This is a genomic window from Aminobacter sp. P4_D5 (assembly GCF_056401815.1).
The window spans coordinates 35,502-49,832 of the sequence record NZ_JBFUIP010000006.1 but is presented as its reverse complement, the minus strand read 5'-3'; the positions used below and the strand labels follow the sequence as shown (position 1 = coordinate 49,832).

Genomic DNA, 14,331 nt, shown 5'->3' with positions numbered 1-14,331 from the left:
CGGCTTCCAGCTCGTCTGCGAAGGCGTTATTTCTCCAGGTATTCGGCTACATCACGGAAAACATTGACGAACATTTGTTCCGTCAAGACACCGGTGTTGGTGTTGTAGCGCGAGCAATGGTAGCTCGAAAACACCGCGAGATTGCCGACATCGTGACGGGCACCATGCTTGAAAGGTACGGCAGCTACTCGTGCGCCGAGTGCACGTACCGTCGACTGATGGCCGATCGAGCCGAGCGTCAGGATCGCTTTCAGGTTGGGAAAGCGCGCAATCGTCGGCACCAGGAAGGTGCGGCAGGTGTTGATCTCGGCGCCCACCGGCTTGTTGTCAGGCGGCACGCAGCGCACGGCGTTGGTGATGGCCGTGCCGATCAATTCCAGGCTGTCGTCCGGCCGCGCTTCGAACTCGCCGCGCGCCATGCCGAAACGCTTGAGCGTTGAGTAGAGCAACTCGCCGGCATAGTCGCCGGTGAAGGGGCGGCCGGTGCGGTTTGCTCCGCGAACGCCCGGCGCCAGCCCGACGATCAGGAAACGCACGGCGTCTTCGCCCTCCGGTGGCAGGAAGGAACGTACGGGCGCGTTGTACCAGCCCGGCTCGCGCTGCCGCCAGCTGGCGATGAAATCATGCAGGCGAGGGCAGAGCGGGCAATCCCGGTCGGGATCGACCGGGAGCGCAGACCGGGGACTGTGCATCAAATGTCTTCTGGCGTCGGTTCGACCGGGTCGACCTTGCGGACCGGTCGCTCGGAGGGCTCGCGACCGATCTCGGCTTTGAGTGTCACAAGATCGATGAAATGGTCGGCCTGGCGGCGCAGATCGTCTGAAATCATTGGCGGTTGCGAGGCCATGGTCGAGATCACCGAGACCTTGCGGCCACGGCGCTGCAACGCTTCGACGAGCGTGCGGAAATCGCCGTCGCCCGAGAAGATGACATAGTGGTCGACGACATCGGCGAGTTCGAGGGCATCGACAGTCAGCTCGATGTCCATGTTGCCCTTGATCTTGCGCCGGCCGGTGGCGTCAGTGAACTCCTTGGCCGGCTTGGTGACGACCTTGAAGCCGTTATAGTCGAGCCAGTCGATCAGCGGGCGGATCGAGGAGTATTCCTGATCCTCGACGAGCGCCGTGTAGTAATAGGCGCGCAGCAGATAGCCGCGCTTCTGGAAGCTGGAAAGCAATTTGCGGTAGTCGATGTCGAAGCCGAGAGCGCGGGACGTCGCGTAGAGATTGGCGCCGTCGATAAAAAGTGCGATTTTCTCGCGAGGATCAAACATAGGAAAATATCCTTGTTGAAATAGGCTGTCGCCAAATACGCTGAACCGAGCGCCCGTTCCCCCCAAATCAATGTCTTGCCCCAATGTGGGAAATATCGCCCGCTGCGAGTCATTCCAAGAGGGGGAGAGTAGCGGGGCAGTAAATAAATCATGGGTGGATGGATGCCAGGATTTCGTCACTTCACGGGCAGTGCAGGCTTCATGCTTGAATTGCGCGGCCTTTCAGGTTAAGGCACGCGCTAGCTTTCCGTCAAATCCATGCATGAAAGGGGCACTTCATGGCCCGCGTAACCGTTGAAGACTGCATTGACAAGGTCGACAACCGCTTTGAGCTCGTTCTGCTCGCCGGTCATCGCGCCCGCCAGATCTCGCAGGGCGCCCAGATCACGCTTCCTCGCGACAACGACAAGAACCCGGTCGTTGCGCTGCGCGAAATCGCTGAAGAAATGCTTTCGCCCGACGATCTCAAGGAAGACCTGATCCATTCGATGCAGAAGCATGTCGAAATCGACGAGCCGGAGCCCGAGGCTCCCGAGCCCGCCGACCAGGCCACCGCTTCCGCCGTCGACAGCAACGAAGCCGAAGAAAACATCAACTTCGACCGCATGTCGGAAGAAGACCTGCTCGCCGGCATCGAGAGCCTTGTCGCTCCCGAAAAGAGCGACGACTACTGAGACCTGTTGAGAATTCTACCCTGCCGGCCACCTGACGCGGCTTTCTGCGCTTCCGGTGCTCACGGACCCGAAAGTCCGCTCCGCTCCGGTTCTTGAAAGCCACGCCATCTGACTCGGCAGGGCGAATTCTCAAAAAGGTCTCGCGTCGCGTCAAAACGCGCGCCAAACCGGCCAACGGGCACTTCCGCGCCGCCACATCAGTGGTTATCTATCACATGCGTCGCAAGCCCTTGCGGCGCATGATTCATTTCGAGTTCCAGGAAGCTGCCCATGATGCGTCAGTATGAGCTTGTCGAGCGCGTCCAGCGCTACAAGCCTGACGTCAACGAGGCGCTGCTCAACAAGGCCTATGTCTACGCCATGCAAAAGCATGGCCATCAGAAGCGTGCGTCGGGCGATCCGTATTTTTCGCACCCGCTTGAAGTGGCGGCGATCCTCACCGACATGCATCTCGACGAGGCGACGATCGCGGTCGCCCTGCTGCACGACACGATCGAAGACACCAGCGCGACCCGCGACGAGATCGACGAGCTGTTCGGTCCCGACATCGGCAAGCTGGTCGAGGGGCTGACCAAGCTCAAGAAACTCGACCTCGTTTCCAAGAAGGCCGAGCAGGCGGAAAACCTGCGCAAGCTTTTGCTGGCGATCTCCGAAGACGTGCGCGTGCTTTTGGTCAAGCTCGCCGACCGTTTGCACAACATGCGCACGCTGCACCATGTGCCCGAGGGCAAGCGCCTGCGCATCGCCGAAGAGACGATGGACATCTATGCGCCGCTGGCCGGCCGCATGGGCATGCAGGGCATGCGCGAGGAGCTGGAAGAGCTCGCTTTCCGCTACATCAATCCGGAGGCCTACCGCACCGTCACCGAGCGGCTGGCCGAAATGTCCGAGCGCAGCAAGGGTGTGCTCGTCGACATCGAAAAGGCGCTGTCGGCGCAGTTCGAGAAATATGACATCAAGGCTGATGTGACGAGCCGGCAGAAGAAGCCGTGGTCGGTGTTCCGCAAGATGGAGACCAAGGCGCTGTCGTTCGAGCAGCTGTCAGACATTTTCGGCTTCCGCGTGGTCGTCGACTCCGTTGCCGATTGCTATCGCGCGCTGGGCGCGATCCACACCACCTGGTCGATGGTGCCGGGGCGCTTCAAGGATTACATCTCGACGCCCAAGCAAAACGATTATCGCTCGATCCACACCACCATCGTCGGCCCCTCGCGCCAGCGCATCGAGCTGCAGATCCGCACCCGCGAGATGAACAGGATCGCCGAATACGGTGTCGCGGCGCACTCGATCTACAAGGACAACGTCACCAAGACCAACGGTGCTGGCCACTCAATCTCTAAGGAAACCAACGCCTATGCCTGGCTCAGGCGGACGATCGAGCAGCTCGCCGATGGCGACTCCGAGGATTTCCTCGAAAACACCAAGCTCGAGCTGTTCCAGGACCAGGTCTTCTGCTTCACCCCCAAGGGCATGCTGATCGCCCTGCCGCGCGGGGCTACGCCGATCGATTTTGCCTATGCGGTGCATACCGATGTCGGCGACACCTGCGTCGGCGCCAAGGTCAACGGTCGGGTGATGCCGCTGGTGACCGAGCTCAAGAACGGCGACGAGGTCGAGATCATCCGCTCCAAGGCCCAGGTGCCGCCGGCGGCGTGGGAATCGATCGTGGTCACCGGCAAGGCGCGCTCGGCGATCCGCAGGGCGACCAAGAACGCCATCCGCAAGCAGTATTCGGGGCTGGGTACCCGCATCCTCGAACGTACCTTCGAGCGTGCCGGCAAGAAGTTCTCCAAGGACAGTTTGAAGTCTGTGCTGCACCGGCTGGCGCGCAAGGACATCGAGGATGTGCTGGCGTCTGTCGGCCGCGGCGAGCTGGCGTCAAATGATGTCGTCCGCGCTGTCTTCCCCGACTACAAGGAAGAGCGCGTCACCCACCCGCCGAAGCCGCGCGAGGAAGGCTGGTCGAAGATCCGCAATGCCGCCGGCATGCTGTTCCAGATCCCTGGCCGTTCGTCGGCGCAGCGCAAGGAAAGCAAGGCGCAAGGGGCTGCCGTGCCAATCCGTGGTGTCGGCGGCGACCTGCCGGTACGCTTTGCACCCGAAGGGGCCGTGCCCGGCGACCGCATCGTCGGCATCATGCAGCCCGGCTCGGGCATCACCATCTATCCGATCCAGTCGCCGTCGCTGATGGCCTTCGACGATCAGCCTGAGCGCTGGATCGACGTGCGCTGGGACCTCGACGAGGGCTCGAAGGAGCGCTTTCCGGCGCGGCTTTCGGTGACGGCGATCAACGCGCCGGGCTCGCTCGCCGACATTGCCCAGGTGGTGGCGGCCAACGACGCCAACATCCATACGCTGTCGATGATACGCACAGCCCCCGATTTCACCGAAATGCTGCTCGATCTCGAAGTCTGGGATTTGAAGCACTTGAACCGGCTGATCTCCCAGCTCAAGGACAACTCCAGCGTCAGCGATGCCCGCCGCGTCAACGGCTAGGGGCAGTGCGCTGGGCTGACGTCAGGAAAGACAAAGATGCAGACGAGCGAAGTTCTGGACATTTTCCGTTCGGCGGGTGCGGTGCTGGAAGGGCATTTCATCCTGACGTCCGGCTTGCGCAGCCCGGTGTTCCTGCAAAAGGCGCGGGTGTTCATGCATGCCGACAAGACCGAAACACTTTGCAAGGCGCTGGCCGAAAAGATCCGCGCCGAGGTGAAGGGCGATATCGACTACGTCGTAGGCCCCGCGATCGGCGGGCTGATCCCGGCCTACGAGACATCAAGGCATCTCAAGGTGCCGGCGATCTGGGTCGAGCGCGAGCAGGGCACCTTCCGGTTGCGCCGCTTCGAGATCGAAAAGGGCGCCCGCGTCGTCATCGTCGAGGACATCGTCACCACTGGTCTTTCGATCCGCGAGACCATCGCGTGCCTGCGCGAACTCGGCGCCGAGGTTGTGGCTGCCGCCTGCATCATCGACCGTTCGGCCGGCAAGTCCGATGTCGGCGTGCCTTTGATCGCGCTCGCCGAATACGAGGTGCCCGCCTATCCGGCCGACAATCTGCCGCCGGAACTGGCGGCGATCCCGGCGATCAAGCCGGGCAGCCGGAATATTTAGGAGTGGTGAGCCCGGTCACCCCCCTCTGGCCTGCCGGCCATCTCCCCCGCATGGGGGGAGATCGGCAGCTTCAGCTTGGCCGCCTGGAGGGGAAAAAATGATCCTCGGCATCGGCAGCGACCTGATCGACATAAGGCGGATCGAAAAATCGATTGCCCGCCATGGCGAGCGCTTTATCCAGCGCATCTTCACCGAGGTCGAGCAGGCGCGCGCCGAGGGCCGCCGTGGGCGCATTGCATCCTACGCCAAGCGTTTCGCCGCCAAGGAGGCATGCTCCAAGGCACTGGGCTGCGGCATTGCCGAAGGTGTGTTCTGGCGCGAGATGGGCGTGCTCAACATGCCGGGCGGCCGGCCGACCATGGAACTGACCGGCGGGGCCGCCAAGCGCCTGGCAACCATGTTGCCCGCAGGACATCGCGCAGTGGTTCACCTGACAATCACTGACGATTTTCCGCTCGCGCAAGCCTTTGTGATCATCGAGGCCGTGCCCGTCGAACAACCGCCACTATCTTAGGGTTTTGGCGGCGGCTGAGACATTGCCCCCGCGACGGCGAGCCCTTATACCCATCGCGACCTACAATCGAGGACGATATGAGCGTGGCTGAAAAACAGAAGAAGTCCGGCGGGCTTGGCGAAACCGTCAGCGTCATCGTCCAGGCGCTGCTGCTTGCTTTGGTGATCAGGACGCTGCTGTTCCAGCCGTTCTCGATCCCGTCCGGCTCGATGCGGCCGACGCTGCTCGAGGGCGATTACCTGTTCGTCACCAAATGGGCCTATGGCTTTTCGCGCTATTCGCTGCCTTTGTCGCCCAACCTGTTTTCGGGCCGTATCTTCGGCTCCGACCCCGAGCGTGGCGACGTCGTTGTCTTCAAGTTCCCGCCCAATCCTTCGCTCGACTACATCAAGCGCGTCGTCGGCCTGCCCGGCGACCGCATCCAGATGAAGGACGGCCAGCTCTATATCAACGGCACCGCAGTGCCGCGCGAAAAGGTAGGCCAGATCGACAATCCCGATATCACCGAGGTCAACCGTCCGGTCGACGTCTATCGCGAGACCCTGCCGAACGGCGTTTCCTATGACACGCTGGACCTGACGCCGGATTCGATCGGCGACAACACGCGTGAGTTCCTCGTGCCCGAAGGCCATTTCTTCATGATGGGCGACAACCGCGACAACTCGACCGACAGCCGCTTTAACGTCGGTTTCGTGCCGGCCGAGAACCTTGTCGGCCGCGCCAACATCATCTTCTTCTCGATCGCCGATGGCGCAAGCCCGCTGGAAATCTGGAAGTGGCCGACCGAGATGCGCGGCTCGCGCCTGTTCAACTTCGTCCGATAGGCATGGCAGGCAAACGGCTCACCGCCACGGAACTCGCCGATGCGTTGCAACTTCGTACCGGCCATATCTTCCGCGACCATCAGCGCCTGCAACGGGCGCTGACGCATGGCAGCGCGCGCAGCGCAAATGCAGGCGTCGACTATGAGCGTTTCGAGTTCCTGGGCGACCGGGTGCTCGGGCTTGCTGTCGCCGACATGTTGCTTGCCGATTTTCCCGAAGCGCCCGAAGGCGAGCTTTCGGTCCGGCTCAACGCGCTCGTCAATGCTGAGGCGCTGGCCCAGATCGCCGACGAGATCGGGCTCGCCGATCTGATCCGCGCGGGCTCGGAAGTGCGCAATCTTGCCGATCGCAAGCGCGTCAATCTGCGCGCAGACGCGCTGGAATCGCTGATCGCTGTCATTTATCTCGACGGCGGGCTGGATGCGGCCAAGCGTTTCATCCATAAATACTGGAAGCCGCGCGCCGAGGCTGCGGGTGCGGCACGCCGCGACCCCAAGACCGAATTGCAGGAATGGGCGCATCAGGCGTCGACAGCAGTGCCTGCCTACAAGATCGAAAGCCGTACCGGCCCTGACCACGACCCCGTCTTTTCGGTGAGCGTGCGGGTCGGCAAATTTTTGCCCGCCACCGGCACCGGTCGCTCCAAGCGCGAGGCCGAGCAGAATGCCGCCGCCGCCCTTTTGGTGCGTGAGGGCGTATGGAAGCATGAGGAGACCGCATCGTGACCGATGCCCCTGAAACCGCTACGCCTGAAACGGGTGCCACCCGTTCGGGCTTTGTCGCGCTGATCGGCGCGCCGAACGCCGGCAAGTCGACGCTGGTCAACAAGCTTGTCGGCGCCAAGGTGTCGATCGTCACCCACAAGGTGCAGACGACCCGCGCCATCGTGCGCGGCATCGCCACCCACGACAACGCCCAGATCGTTTTCATCGACACGCCCGGCATCTTCAAGCCGAAGCGGCGTCTCGATACGGCGATGGTGACCACCGCCTGGGGCGGGGCCAAGGACGCCGACCTAATCTTGGTGCTGATCGATGCCGAGCGCGGCATCAAGGGTGATGCCGCCGCCATCCTCGAACGGCTCAAGGACGTGCGCCAGCCCAAGATCCTGATCCTGAACAAGGTCGACCGGGTCGATCCCGAAAAGCTGCTGAAGCTGACTGCGACCGCCAACGAGGCCGTCGATTTCGAACGCACTTTCATGGTGTCGGCGCTGACCGGCTCTGGCTGCAAGGACCTGCTCGACTTCCTGGCCAAGCGCTTGCCCGAAGGTCCCTGGTACTACCCCGAGGATCAGATCTCCGATCTGCCGATGCGCCAGCTGGCAGCCGAGATCACCCGCGAGAAGCTGTATCTCAGGCTGCACCAGGAACTGCCCTACTCGTCGCATGTCGAAACCGAGAAGTGGGAAGAGATGCCCAACGGCTCGGTGCGCATCCAGCAGGTCATCTATGTCGAACGCGACAGCCAGAAGAAGATCGTGCTCGGCCACAAGGGCGAAACGATCCGTGCCATCGGCCAGGCCTCGCGCATGGAAATCGGCAGCATTCTAGAACAGAAGGTGCACCTGTTCCTGTTTGTGAAGGTGCGCGAGAACTGGGGCGACGACCCCGAACGCTACCGCGAAATGGGGCTGGATTTCCCGCATTAAAGAGCACGGCGTCTTGCCATTGTTGCAAGCCTCTCAGCCGTGCCGGTCGCTGCGGGCGTAGCGGCCCGGCGATTGCCCGACATGGCGGCTGAAGGCGGTGCTGAAGGTGCTGGCTGAGCCGTAGCCGACCTGGCGGGCGACTTCGTCCAGCGCTATCCCCTTGTCGCCGAGAAGTTTCTTGGCGAGCGCCATGCGCCAGGCGAGCAGATATTCCATCGGCCTGAGCCCGACGGTGCGCGTGAAGCGGTCGAAAAAGGCCGAGCGGGACAGGCCGGCCTCGCCGGCGAGTTCGGCTACCGTCCACGGCCGCTGCGGATCGCCGTGCATCTGCCGCATCGCCCCTGAAACCCTGGCGTCGGCCAGCCCGCTGAGCAAGCCGGGCGGCGAGCCCTTTGCCCGGCTTGCCCTCAGCGCCTCGATCAGCAGGACCTCGACGAGGCGGCCGAGCACGAGGTCGCGGCCTGCATTGTGCTGGCCAGCTTCCTCGCCGATGAGCCGCACCAGCGTCGAAAGCCGCTCGACACCGCTGATATGGACCATCGCTGGCAGCAGCGACACCAGTAGCGCAGCATCGGGAGAACCGAAGACGAAGTAGCCGCCGAGCAGGCGGACATCGGCCGGGCCATCCTGCCGGCCGTGGCGAACCTCCTCCGTCGGTGCAGGCGTCGTTTTGGGGTCGATACGCCTTGGCGCCACAGGCTCGAAACCGGACATGGTGAAGGCAGGGGTGGCCGGCAAAAGCACGAAGTCGCCCTGTTCGAGCGTGACCGGTGCCTCGCCGTCGACTGCGAGGCGGCAGCTGCCTTCGAGCACGGCGCAGAAACCAGGCTGGCCGAATTCGGAGTAGCGGACGCCCCAGCGCCCGGCGCCGCTGATCCCCTTCGAGAACAAGGTACGGGGCTGGAGCAGTTCGATGACCTGGGCGAGGGGGTCGATCATATCAGGACTATTGCCAATGAATATAGGACTGGAGATTGATGATAGTCCGGATTTTGGACGGTATTTTCGTGGCGTCAACATCAATCAGGAAAAAGTCCATGAAAACCGTGCTGATTACCGGCTGCTCGTCAGGTTATGGCCTGGAGACCGCCCGCCACTTCCATGCCTTGGGCTGGAATGTCGTTGCCACCATGCGCAATCCGCGCGTAGGCATCCTGCCGCGCACGGAGCGGATGCGCGTTCTGCCGCTCGATGTGACCGATGACGAGAGTATTGCAGCAACGCTCGACGCCAGCGGCCCGATCGACGTGCTCGTCAACAATGCGGGAATCGGCCTCGTCGGCGCCTTCGAGGCGATGCCGATGGTGCATGTGCGCAAGCTGTTTGAAACCAACACCTTCGGCGTGATGGCGATGACCCAGGCAGTGATCGCTGAGTTTCGCGTGCGGCGGTCGGGCGTGGTCGTCAATGTCACTTCAAGTGTGACGCTGGCGCCGATGCCGCTGGCCGCTGCCTATACCGCAAGCAAGATGGCGATCGAGGGCTTTACCGGGTCGCTGGCCCATGAGCTTGGCGCGTTCGATGTCAGGGTGAAGATTGTCGAGCCCGGCTATGCACCGAGCACGCGCTTTGCCCACAACACCGAGCTGCGCGTCGAGGATCTTATTCCCGAGGCCTATGCCGCGTTCGCGGGGCCGATCTTTGCCGGGTTCGCGACGCCCGCGCTGGTGACGAAGGAAACCGACGTCGCCGAAGCCGTGTGGCAGGCCGCGAACGACGCATCAGGACAGCTCCGCTTTCCGGCGGGGCCGGACGCGGTGGCGTTGGCGCAGGCGAGCTGAATACGGTTTTCTTAAAATGGCCCAGGAAAAAGGGCGGCACCTTGCCGCTCCTTTTGCAGCCGTTTCAATTGCCGGTCGGCATCGGCAATTCAACGCCGTCTTTGGCAAGCTGATCACGGACCCATTGGAATTGCTGATACTTCGACAGCTCGATCGGGCCGGTATAGGACTGGCTTTGTAGCTTGCATGGCGGGTACTTCACGTAGGCCGCCATCAGATCCTTTATCGCGGCACTGATCGTTACCATCGTCCAGGTACGCTCCGTGTAGTTGTTCATGAAGATGTCGTAGCGCTCCTGTGGATCCTGCCAGAGGTCGAAGACCTGTGGGACAGTCGCGACATACTTCGACGCCCCCTTCCAACCGAGATTGGTATCAACTGCCAATCCTCCGGTGTCTGCACCGTTGTCCCCGCGCAGATTGAATATGGCCTTGTAATTGCCCACGCGGGCAGCACCAGGCGTGAGCTCATTTTCGGTGAAATAGAACCAGAAGGTACGCTCCGACTTGCCTGTACCTTTCAGGATTGGCGACATGTCGTAGCTATCGAAGATAATCGGCTGTCCCTCGCGGTCCTTGGTCGGCAAGGCGACTCCTGCAACCGAAGCAAATGTCGCCATCAGATCAAGGCCGCCGACGATATCGTGGTTCTTGCTGCGCGGCTTGATCTTGCTCGGCCAGACGGCGATGGCGGGAACGCGATTGCCGCCTTCGCGCACCGTGCCCTTGGTGCCACGGAACGGCGTGTAGCCGGCGTCGGGATAGACGTCCTGCCAGGCGCCATTGTCGGTGGTGTAGAAGACAAGCGTGTTCTTGTCCAAGCCGGTCTCGTGGAGCTTGTCCATGATGCGGCCGATGCGCGTATCCAGCTCGACGATGCTGTCGGCATATTTCGACATCGACTTATGCTCGAACTCCGGCGCCGGCATGTTCGGCTGGTGCACCTTCATGAAGTTGACGCTGATGAAGAAGGGTTTGTCGGATTTCGTCGCGTCATCAAGAAACCCAAGTGCGGCCTTCTCGACGTAGCTGTCGAAGAAGGAATTCCGACGACACGAGGCGCGGCGACCCGCTCGACTGAAAGATCGAGCAAGGATGCCTGATTTATTCGATCCGATCGCGGATCGCAGAGTGCAACTAGAACGATTTTCCAGACCGTCGAGCCTGACAAAGGGCCTGTTTCCGCGCCAGGGCTCCGGCTTGCGGTGCCCGTGCGCCAGACACAAAACAGCTKCTCACAGGACGTTCGGAAGGCGAGGCATCATCACCTCCCGATCGCCTAACGCACCCAGCTAGAGTGCCGCAACTGATTCCGATTACTGAGCTTCCTGGCAGGCGCGCAGGCTTTTGAAGGCAGCATCGGTCCCGGTAAGAGGCAACACGATCGCTTCACGTCCCGCAGGGGCGATTGTCAGGCTCTTTTTCTTGGCGAGGTCGTAGATGAACTCGGGATTGTTGACCCAAACAAAGGCCCCCTTCATCCCGTCTATCTGCTGGCCGGTAGCGGCCCCGCTGAATTTCTGTCCGTCGACATCGAAGATCACTGAGAGCTCATCCCCGGCGGTAACCTGGGCATCGGCCTTGGTGTAGAGAGCCATGTAGCCGCGTTTTTCAGCGGTCGCGTCGATGCCCATTTGGAATTGCGCATCATTGTTAAGTTTTTTTGTGATCACGCAGCCGGGGCCCATGTCTGGCTTGATAAAGATGTCCCAACCGGCCTCGCTGCCGAATTTCTTTGGAGGCTCCTGGGCGGAGGCCATGGCAGCCAAAGCGGAAAAAGCCAGTGCCATACCCACTACTGTCTTCGTGTACATGCGCTTCTCCTTTGTTGTGCTTGGTAGAAAACGACGTGCTGCACGTGCGGTTGCGCTGAGACCGGTATCCGGGAGGCGTTGGGCCGAACAATTTGGCCCGAAATTGCGTAGGCGTGAATTTCCCTCCTGGGCTTGCTTTTCGTCGTGTCGAGCTTGTCGAGCAAGTCGCGTTGGAAAAGGCACCGCCGGGCTGAACTATCGAATGCTGGAACGTCCCCGGGAATTGGAGGACGGTAACAATGCTACGCCCGCGAGGCAAGCGCCGACAAAGGCAATGTCAAAGGCCGTCAATTCCCGCCATCTGGCGCTCCCGACCGCGACCCTATGCGGCACTGCTCCCGCTTTTCAAGACCAAACAATTACGGCCGCCGGCCGGGGAAGGGAATGATGGCGGCAGCGTCGAGCGCCGCCTCGATCTCCCCAACCAGGTCGCGCACCAGTTCTAGATATTCTGAAACGCGCTGGTCGCGTTTTGGCAAAACTGAATTCACCAATCGTTGGACCTCGGTCTCCGCATCAGCGAGATCCGCGCACAGCGCGCGAAAATCGTCATTGCGCGCCGCCAATTCCTCGATCGCGCGACCGCGAGCGGGAAAATGGCGTTTGGCGGCGGCTAGGTTTTGATCCATGTCGAGGGCGCCCTCCCATCTGTCGTCGGTTACCTGCGCGCACATCAATTAGGATAGACCCTAGGCATGCTGGTGGACCGCGGGGCATTCGGGGAGTAGGTTACGGTAGTCTACGCTCGGGCCTGCATGTCCAGGTTGCGCGAGATCGAGGGGAACGGCAATGCAGGTCTCAAGGCATGCCGCGGCGTCGTTACTATTCTCCGCATCGCGACCGCTACCCTCTCCGGACGAAATCCGCGTTCAACTCGAGCGCATTCTTTCCAGCACAGAATTCCCCGTTCCCGCGCGCGGATGCGCGTTCCTGCGCTATGTGGTCGAAGAAACCCTCGAAGGCCGTGCTGACCGGATCAAGGGCTACTCGATTGCCATCGAAGTGTTCGAGCGGAACGAGGGATTCACGCAGGAAGACCCCGTTGTGCGGATCGAGGCGGGGCGGCTGCGCCGCGCGCTCGAGCGCTACTATCTGGTTGCTGGACAAGCCGATCCGATCCGCATCGAAATTCCCAAGGGCGGATACGTGCCGATGTTCTCCTGGATCGGTGCGGACGTCGTGGAGCCCGGGCCGGGCGATCCTGCTGCTGTTTCGAAGGCTGCGAATGCGCCAGCGCCTGCTTGGGACCGGGTCCATTGGCTGGTCACATCAACATTGGGGCTGGTCACGGCGCTGCTGGCAATTCTCGTCGGCGTCATGATCTACACCAATTGGACCGCCAACAAGCCGATGTCCCAGGCGTCATCGCCAGCCGCACCAGTGTACGATCCTGAGGGGGCGACTCTGGTGATCGCGCCATTTGCCGATCTTGGCGAAGGACCGGAGGCGAAGATCTACGCAACGGGGATCACTGAAGAATTGCTGAGCGTGCTGCCGCGCTTCAAGGAACTCACGGTATTTGGCCGTGAGACCTCGGAAGCCCTGCCGCCCCAGGTCGCTGTTTCGCATGTGCTGGAGAAACTAGGTGCCCGGTTTCTTCTCGCGGGCGGTGTGCAGGTCTTCGACAACCGGGTTCGTGTCACTGCCCGCCTGACCGAAACCGATTCCGGCGCGATCCTTTGGTCCCAGACCTATGACAATGATTTGCGATCACGCGACTTGTTCGCCATTCAGTCTGACGTTGCCGCCAAGGTCGCGACGGCAGTGGCGCAGCCCTTTGGCGTCATTTATCAGGCCGATACGGCCAACGCCCCGCCTGATGATCTCAACGCCTACCGTTGCACGCTGCAATTCTATGGCTACCGCGCAGCCTTGAGTAGCCAACAACATGCCGTGGTCCGCCAGTGCCTCGAACAGACGGTTGCGCGATATCCCGCTTACGCCACCGCCTGGTCGATGCTGTCCATTGCCTATGTCGATGAAGACAGGTTCGGCTTTAATCGGCGCGCCGGTTCGCTTGAACGCGCACTTGACGTCGCGCGCCGGGCCGTCGAGCTTGACCCGCGCAATGTGCGTGCGCTTCAGGCCTTGATGACGGCGTTGTTCTTCAGCCAGCAGTTGGCGGAGTCTATCGCCGTCGGGGAAAGGGCGCTCGCCCTCAACCCCAACGACACCGAGTTCCTTGGCGAATTTGGCACTCGGTTGGCATTGGGTGGGCAGTGGCAGCGGGGTGCAGCACTTTTGCAGGACGCGCTGGCCCGCAACCCGGGCGGGTCCGGCTACTATCATGCGATTCTGGCACTTGCGGCCTACATGCTTGAGGACGACGAAACCGCCCTCGCGGAGATTCGGCAGGCCAATCTCGATCAATGGCCGCTCTTTCATCTGGTGGCGGCGGTCATCTATGCGCAGAACGGAATGATGGATGAAGCCGCCCGCAACGGTGAGGTGTTTACCAAGCTGCGCCCCGGATTCATGCCCGACATCGAGGCGGAGTTCGGCAAGCGAAACTTCCAGCCCGAGGATCGAGCCCGATTGATCGCAGGGCTTAGGCAGGCAGGCCTGTTGCCCTCCAGCGACGCCACCTCGCGTACCGTCCCGCTGGCTGCGGCTTCTGGCAACCAGCCGGGCGAGTGAGCGCCCAAACGACAGTGGGCGGCTGCCTCGGGAACTCCTGAAGAGGAAGAACC

General features: G+C 61.8%; 14 protein-coding genes and 1 pseudogene. 9 read left to right on the top strand and 6 right to left on the bottom strand.

Annotated features, from left to right (window positions below; genetic code table 11):
- Positions 1–26: 26 nt before the first annotated feature.
- Entirely contained in the window at positions 27–692 is a 666-nt protein-coding gene (locus AC1DWF_RS02875) for a uracil-DNA glycosylase (RefSeq protein WP_476785870.1), read from the bottom strand.
- Positions 692–1,273: a LabA-like NYN domain-containing protein gene (locus tag AC1DWF_RS02870; protein ID WP_476785869.1), complete on the bottom strand. Its 582-nt coding sequence runs from the start codon at positions 1,271–1,273 to the stop codon at positions 692–694. Before AC1DWF_RS02870 ends, AC1DWF_RS02875 begins: the two co-directional genes overlap by 1 nt.
- 278 nt (positions 1,274–1,551) lie before the next feature.
- On the opposite strand from AC1DWF_RS02870, the gene rpoZ reads away from it, so the two are divergent.
- The 7 genes from rpoZ (at position 1,552) to era (ending at position 8,047) form a co-directional block, all read left to right on the top strand.
- A complete protein-coding gene (rpoZ, locus tag AC1DWF_RS02865) occupies positions 1,552–1,947 on the top strand; it encodes a DNA-directed RNA polymerase subunit omega (protein ID WP_476786283.1) in 396 nt (131 codons plus the stop codon).
- A 270-nt stretch (positions 1,948–2,217) separates the two neighbouring features.
- Positions 2,218–4,443, top strand: coding sequence for a RelA/SpoT family protein (locus tag AC1DWF_RS02860; RefSeq protein ID WP_476786282.1), 2,226 nt, complete (start codon positions 2,218–2,220; stop codon positions 4,441–4,443).
- A gap of 36 nt (positions 4,444–4,479) precedes the next feature.
- Complete coding sequence (pyrE, locus tag AC1DWF_RS02855; protein ID WP_476786281.1) at positions 4,480–5,058, top strand: orotate phosphoribosyltransferase; 579 nt, start codon at positions 4,480–4,482, stop codon at positions 5,056–5,058.
- 97 nt (positions 5,059–5,155) lie between these two features.
- Positions 5,156–5,572 carry a holo-ACP synthase gene (gene acpS, locus AC1DWF_RS02850; RefSeq protein ID WP_476787468.1) on the top strand — a complete coding sequence of 139 codons (417 nt, stop codon included), beginning with the start codon at positions 5,156–5,158 and terminating at the stop codon, positions 5,570–5,572.
- A 77-nt stretch (positions 5,573–5,649) separates the two neighbouring features.
- The gene (gene lepB, locus AC1DWF_RS02845) at positions 5,650–6,396 is read left to right on the top strand and encodes a signal peptidase I (protein WP_476787467.1); all 747 of its coding nucleotides are present in this window, start codon (positions 5,650–5,652) and stop codon (positions 6,394–6,396) included.
- Positions 6,397–6,398: 2 nt separating this feature from the next.
- A complete protein-coding gene (gene rnc, locus AC1DWF_RS02840) occupies positions 6,399–7,121 on the top strand; it encodes a ribonuclease III (RefSeq protein ID WP_476785547.1) in 723 nt (240 codons plus the stop codon).
- Positions 7,118–8,047 carry a GTPase Era gene (gene era / locus AC1DWF_RS02835; protein ID WP_476785548.1) on the top strand — a complete coding sequence of 310 codons (930 nt, stop codon included), beginning with the start codon at positions 7,118–7,120 and terminating at the stop codon, positions 8,045–8,047. Before rnc ends, era begins: the two co-directional genes overlap by 4 nt.
- Before the next feature lie 33 nt (positions 8,048–8,080).
- Here the strand turns inward: era and AC1DWF_RS02830 are convergent, their stop codons facing one another.
- Positions 8,081–8,986, bottom strand: a complete 906-nt coding sequence (locus tag AC1DWF_RS02830) for an AraC family transcriptional regulator (RefSeq protein ID WP_476785549.1) — start codon at positions 8,984–8,986, stop codon at positions 8,081–8,083.
- A 98-nt stretch (positions 8,987–9,084) separates the two neighbouring features.
- Here AC1DWF_RS02830 and AC1DWF_RS02825 point away from each other — a divergent pair, with 98 nt between their 5' ends.
- Positions 9,085–9,828, top strand: a complete 744-nt coding sequence (locus tag AC1DWF_RS02825; protein WP_476785550.1) for an SDR family oxidoreductase — start codon at positions 9,085–9,087, stop codon at positions 9,826–9,828.
- Between the two features lie 64 nt (positions 9,829–9,892).
- Here AC1DWF_RS02825 and AC1DWF_RS02820 read toward each other — a convergent pair.
- The 3 genes and pseudogenes from AC1DWF_RS02820 to AC1DWF_RS02810 all read right to left on the bottom strand — a co-directional run.
- Positions 9,893–10,867, bottom strand: a pseudogene (locus tag AC1DWF_RS02820) (sulfatase-like hydrolase/transferase); the annotation flags it as partial.
- Positions 10,868–11,143: 276 nt separating this feature from the next.
- Positions 11,144–11,641: a hypothetical protein gene (locus AC1DWF_RS02815; protein ID WP_476787466.1), complete on the bottom strand. Its 498-nt coding sequence runs from the start codon at positions 11,639–11,641 to the stop codon at positions 11,144–11,146.
- A 359-nt stretch (positions 11,642–12,000) separates the two neighbouring features.
- A complete protein-coding gene (locus AC1DWF_RS02810; RefSeq protein WP_476783729.1) occupies positions 12,001–12,315 on the bottom strand; it encodes a hypothetical protein in 315 nt (104 codons plus the stop codon).
- A gap of 115 nt (positions 12,316–12,430) precedes the next feature.
- On the opposite strand from AC1DWF_RS02810, the gene AC1DWF_RS02805 reads away from it, so the two are divergent.
- Complete coding sequence (locus AC1DWF_RS02805) at positions 12,431–14,278, top strand: adenylate cyclase (protein ID WP_476787465.1); 1,848 nt, start codon at positions 12,431–12,433, stop codon at positions 14,276–14,278.
- Positions 14,279–14,331 lie beyond the last annotated feature (53 nt).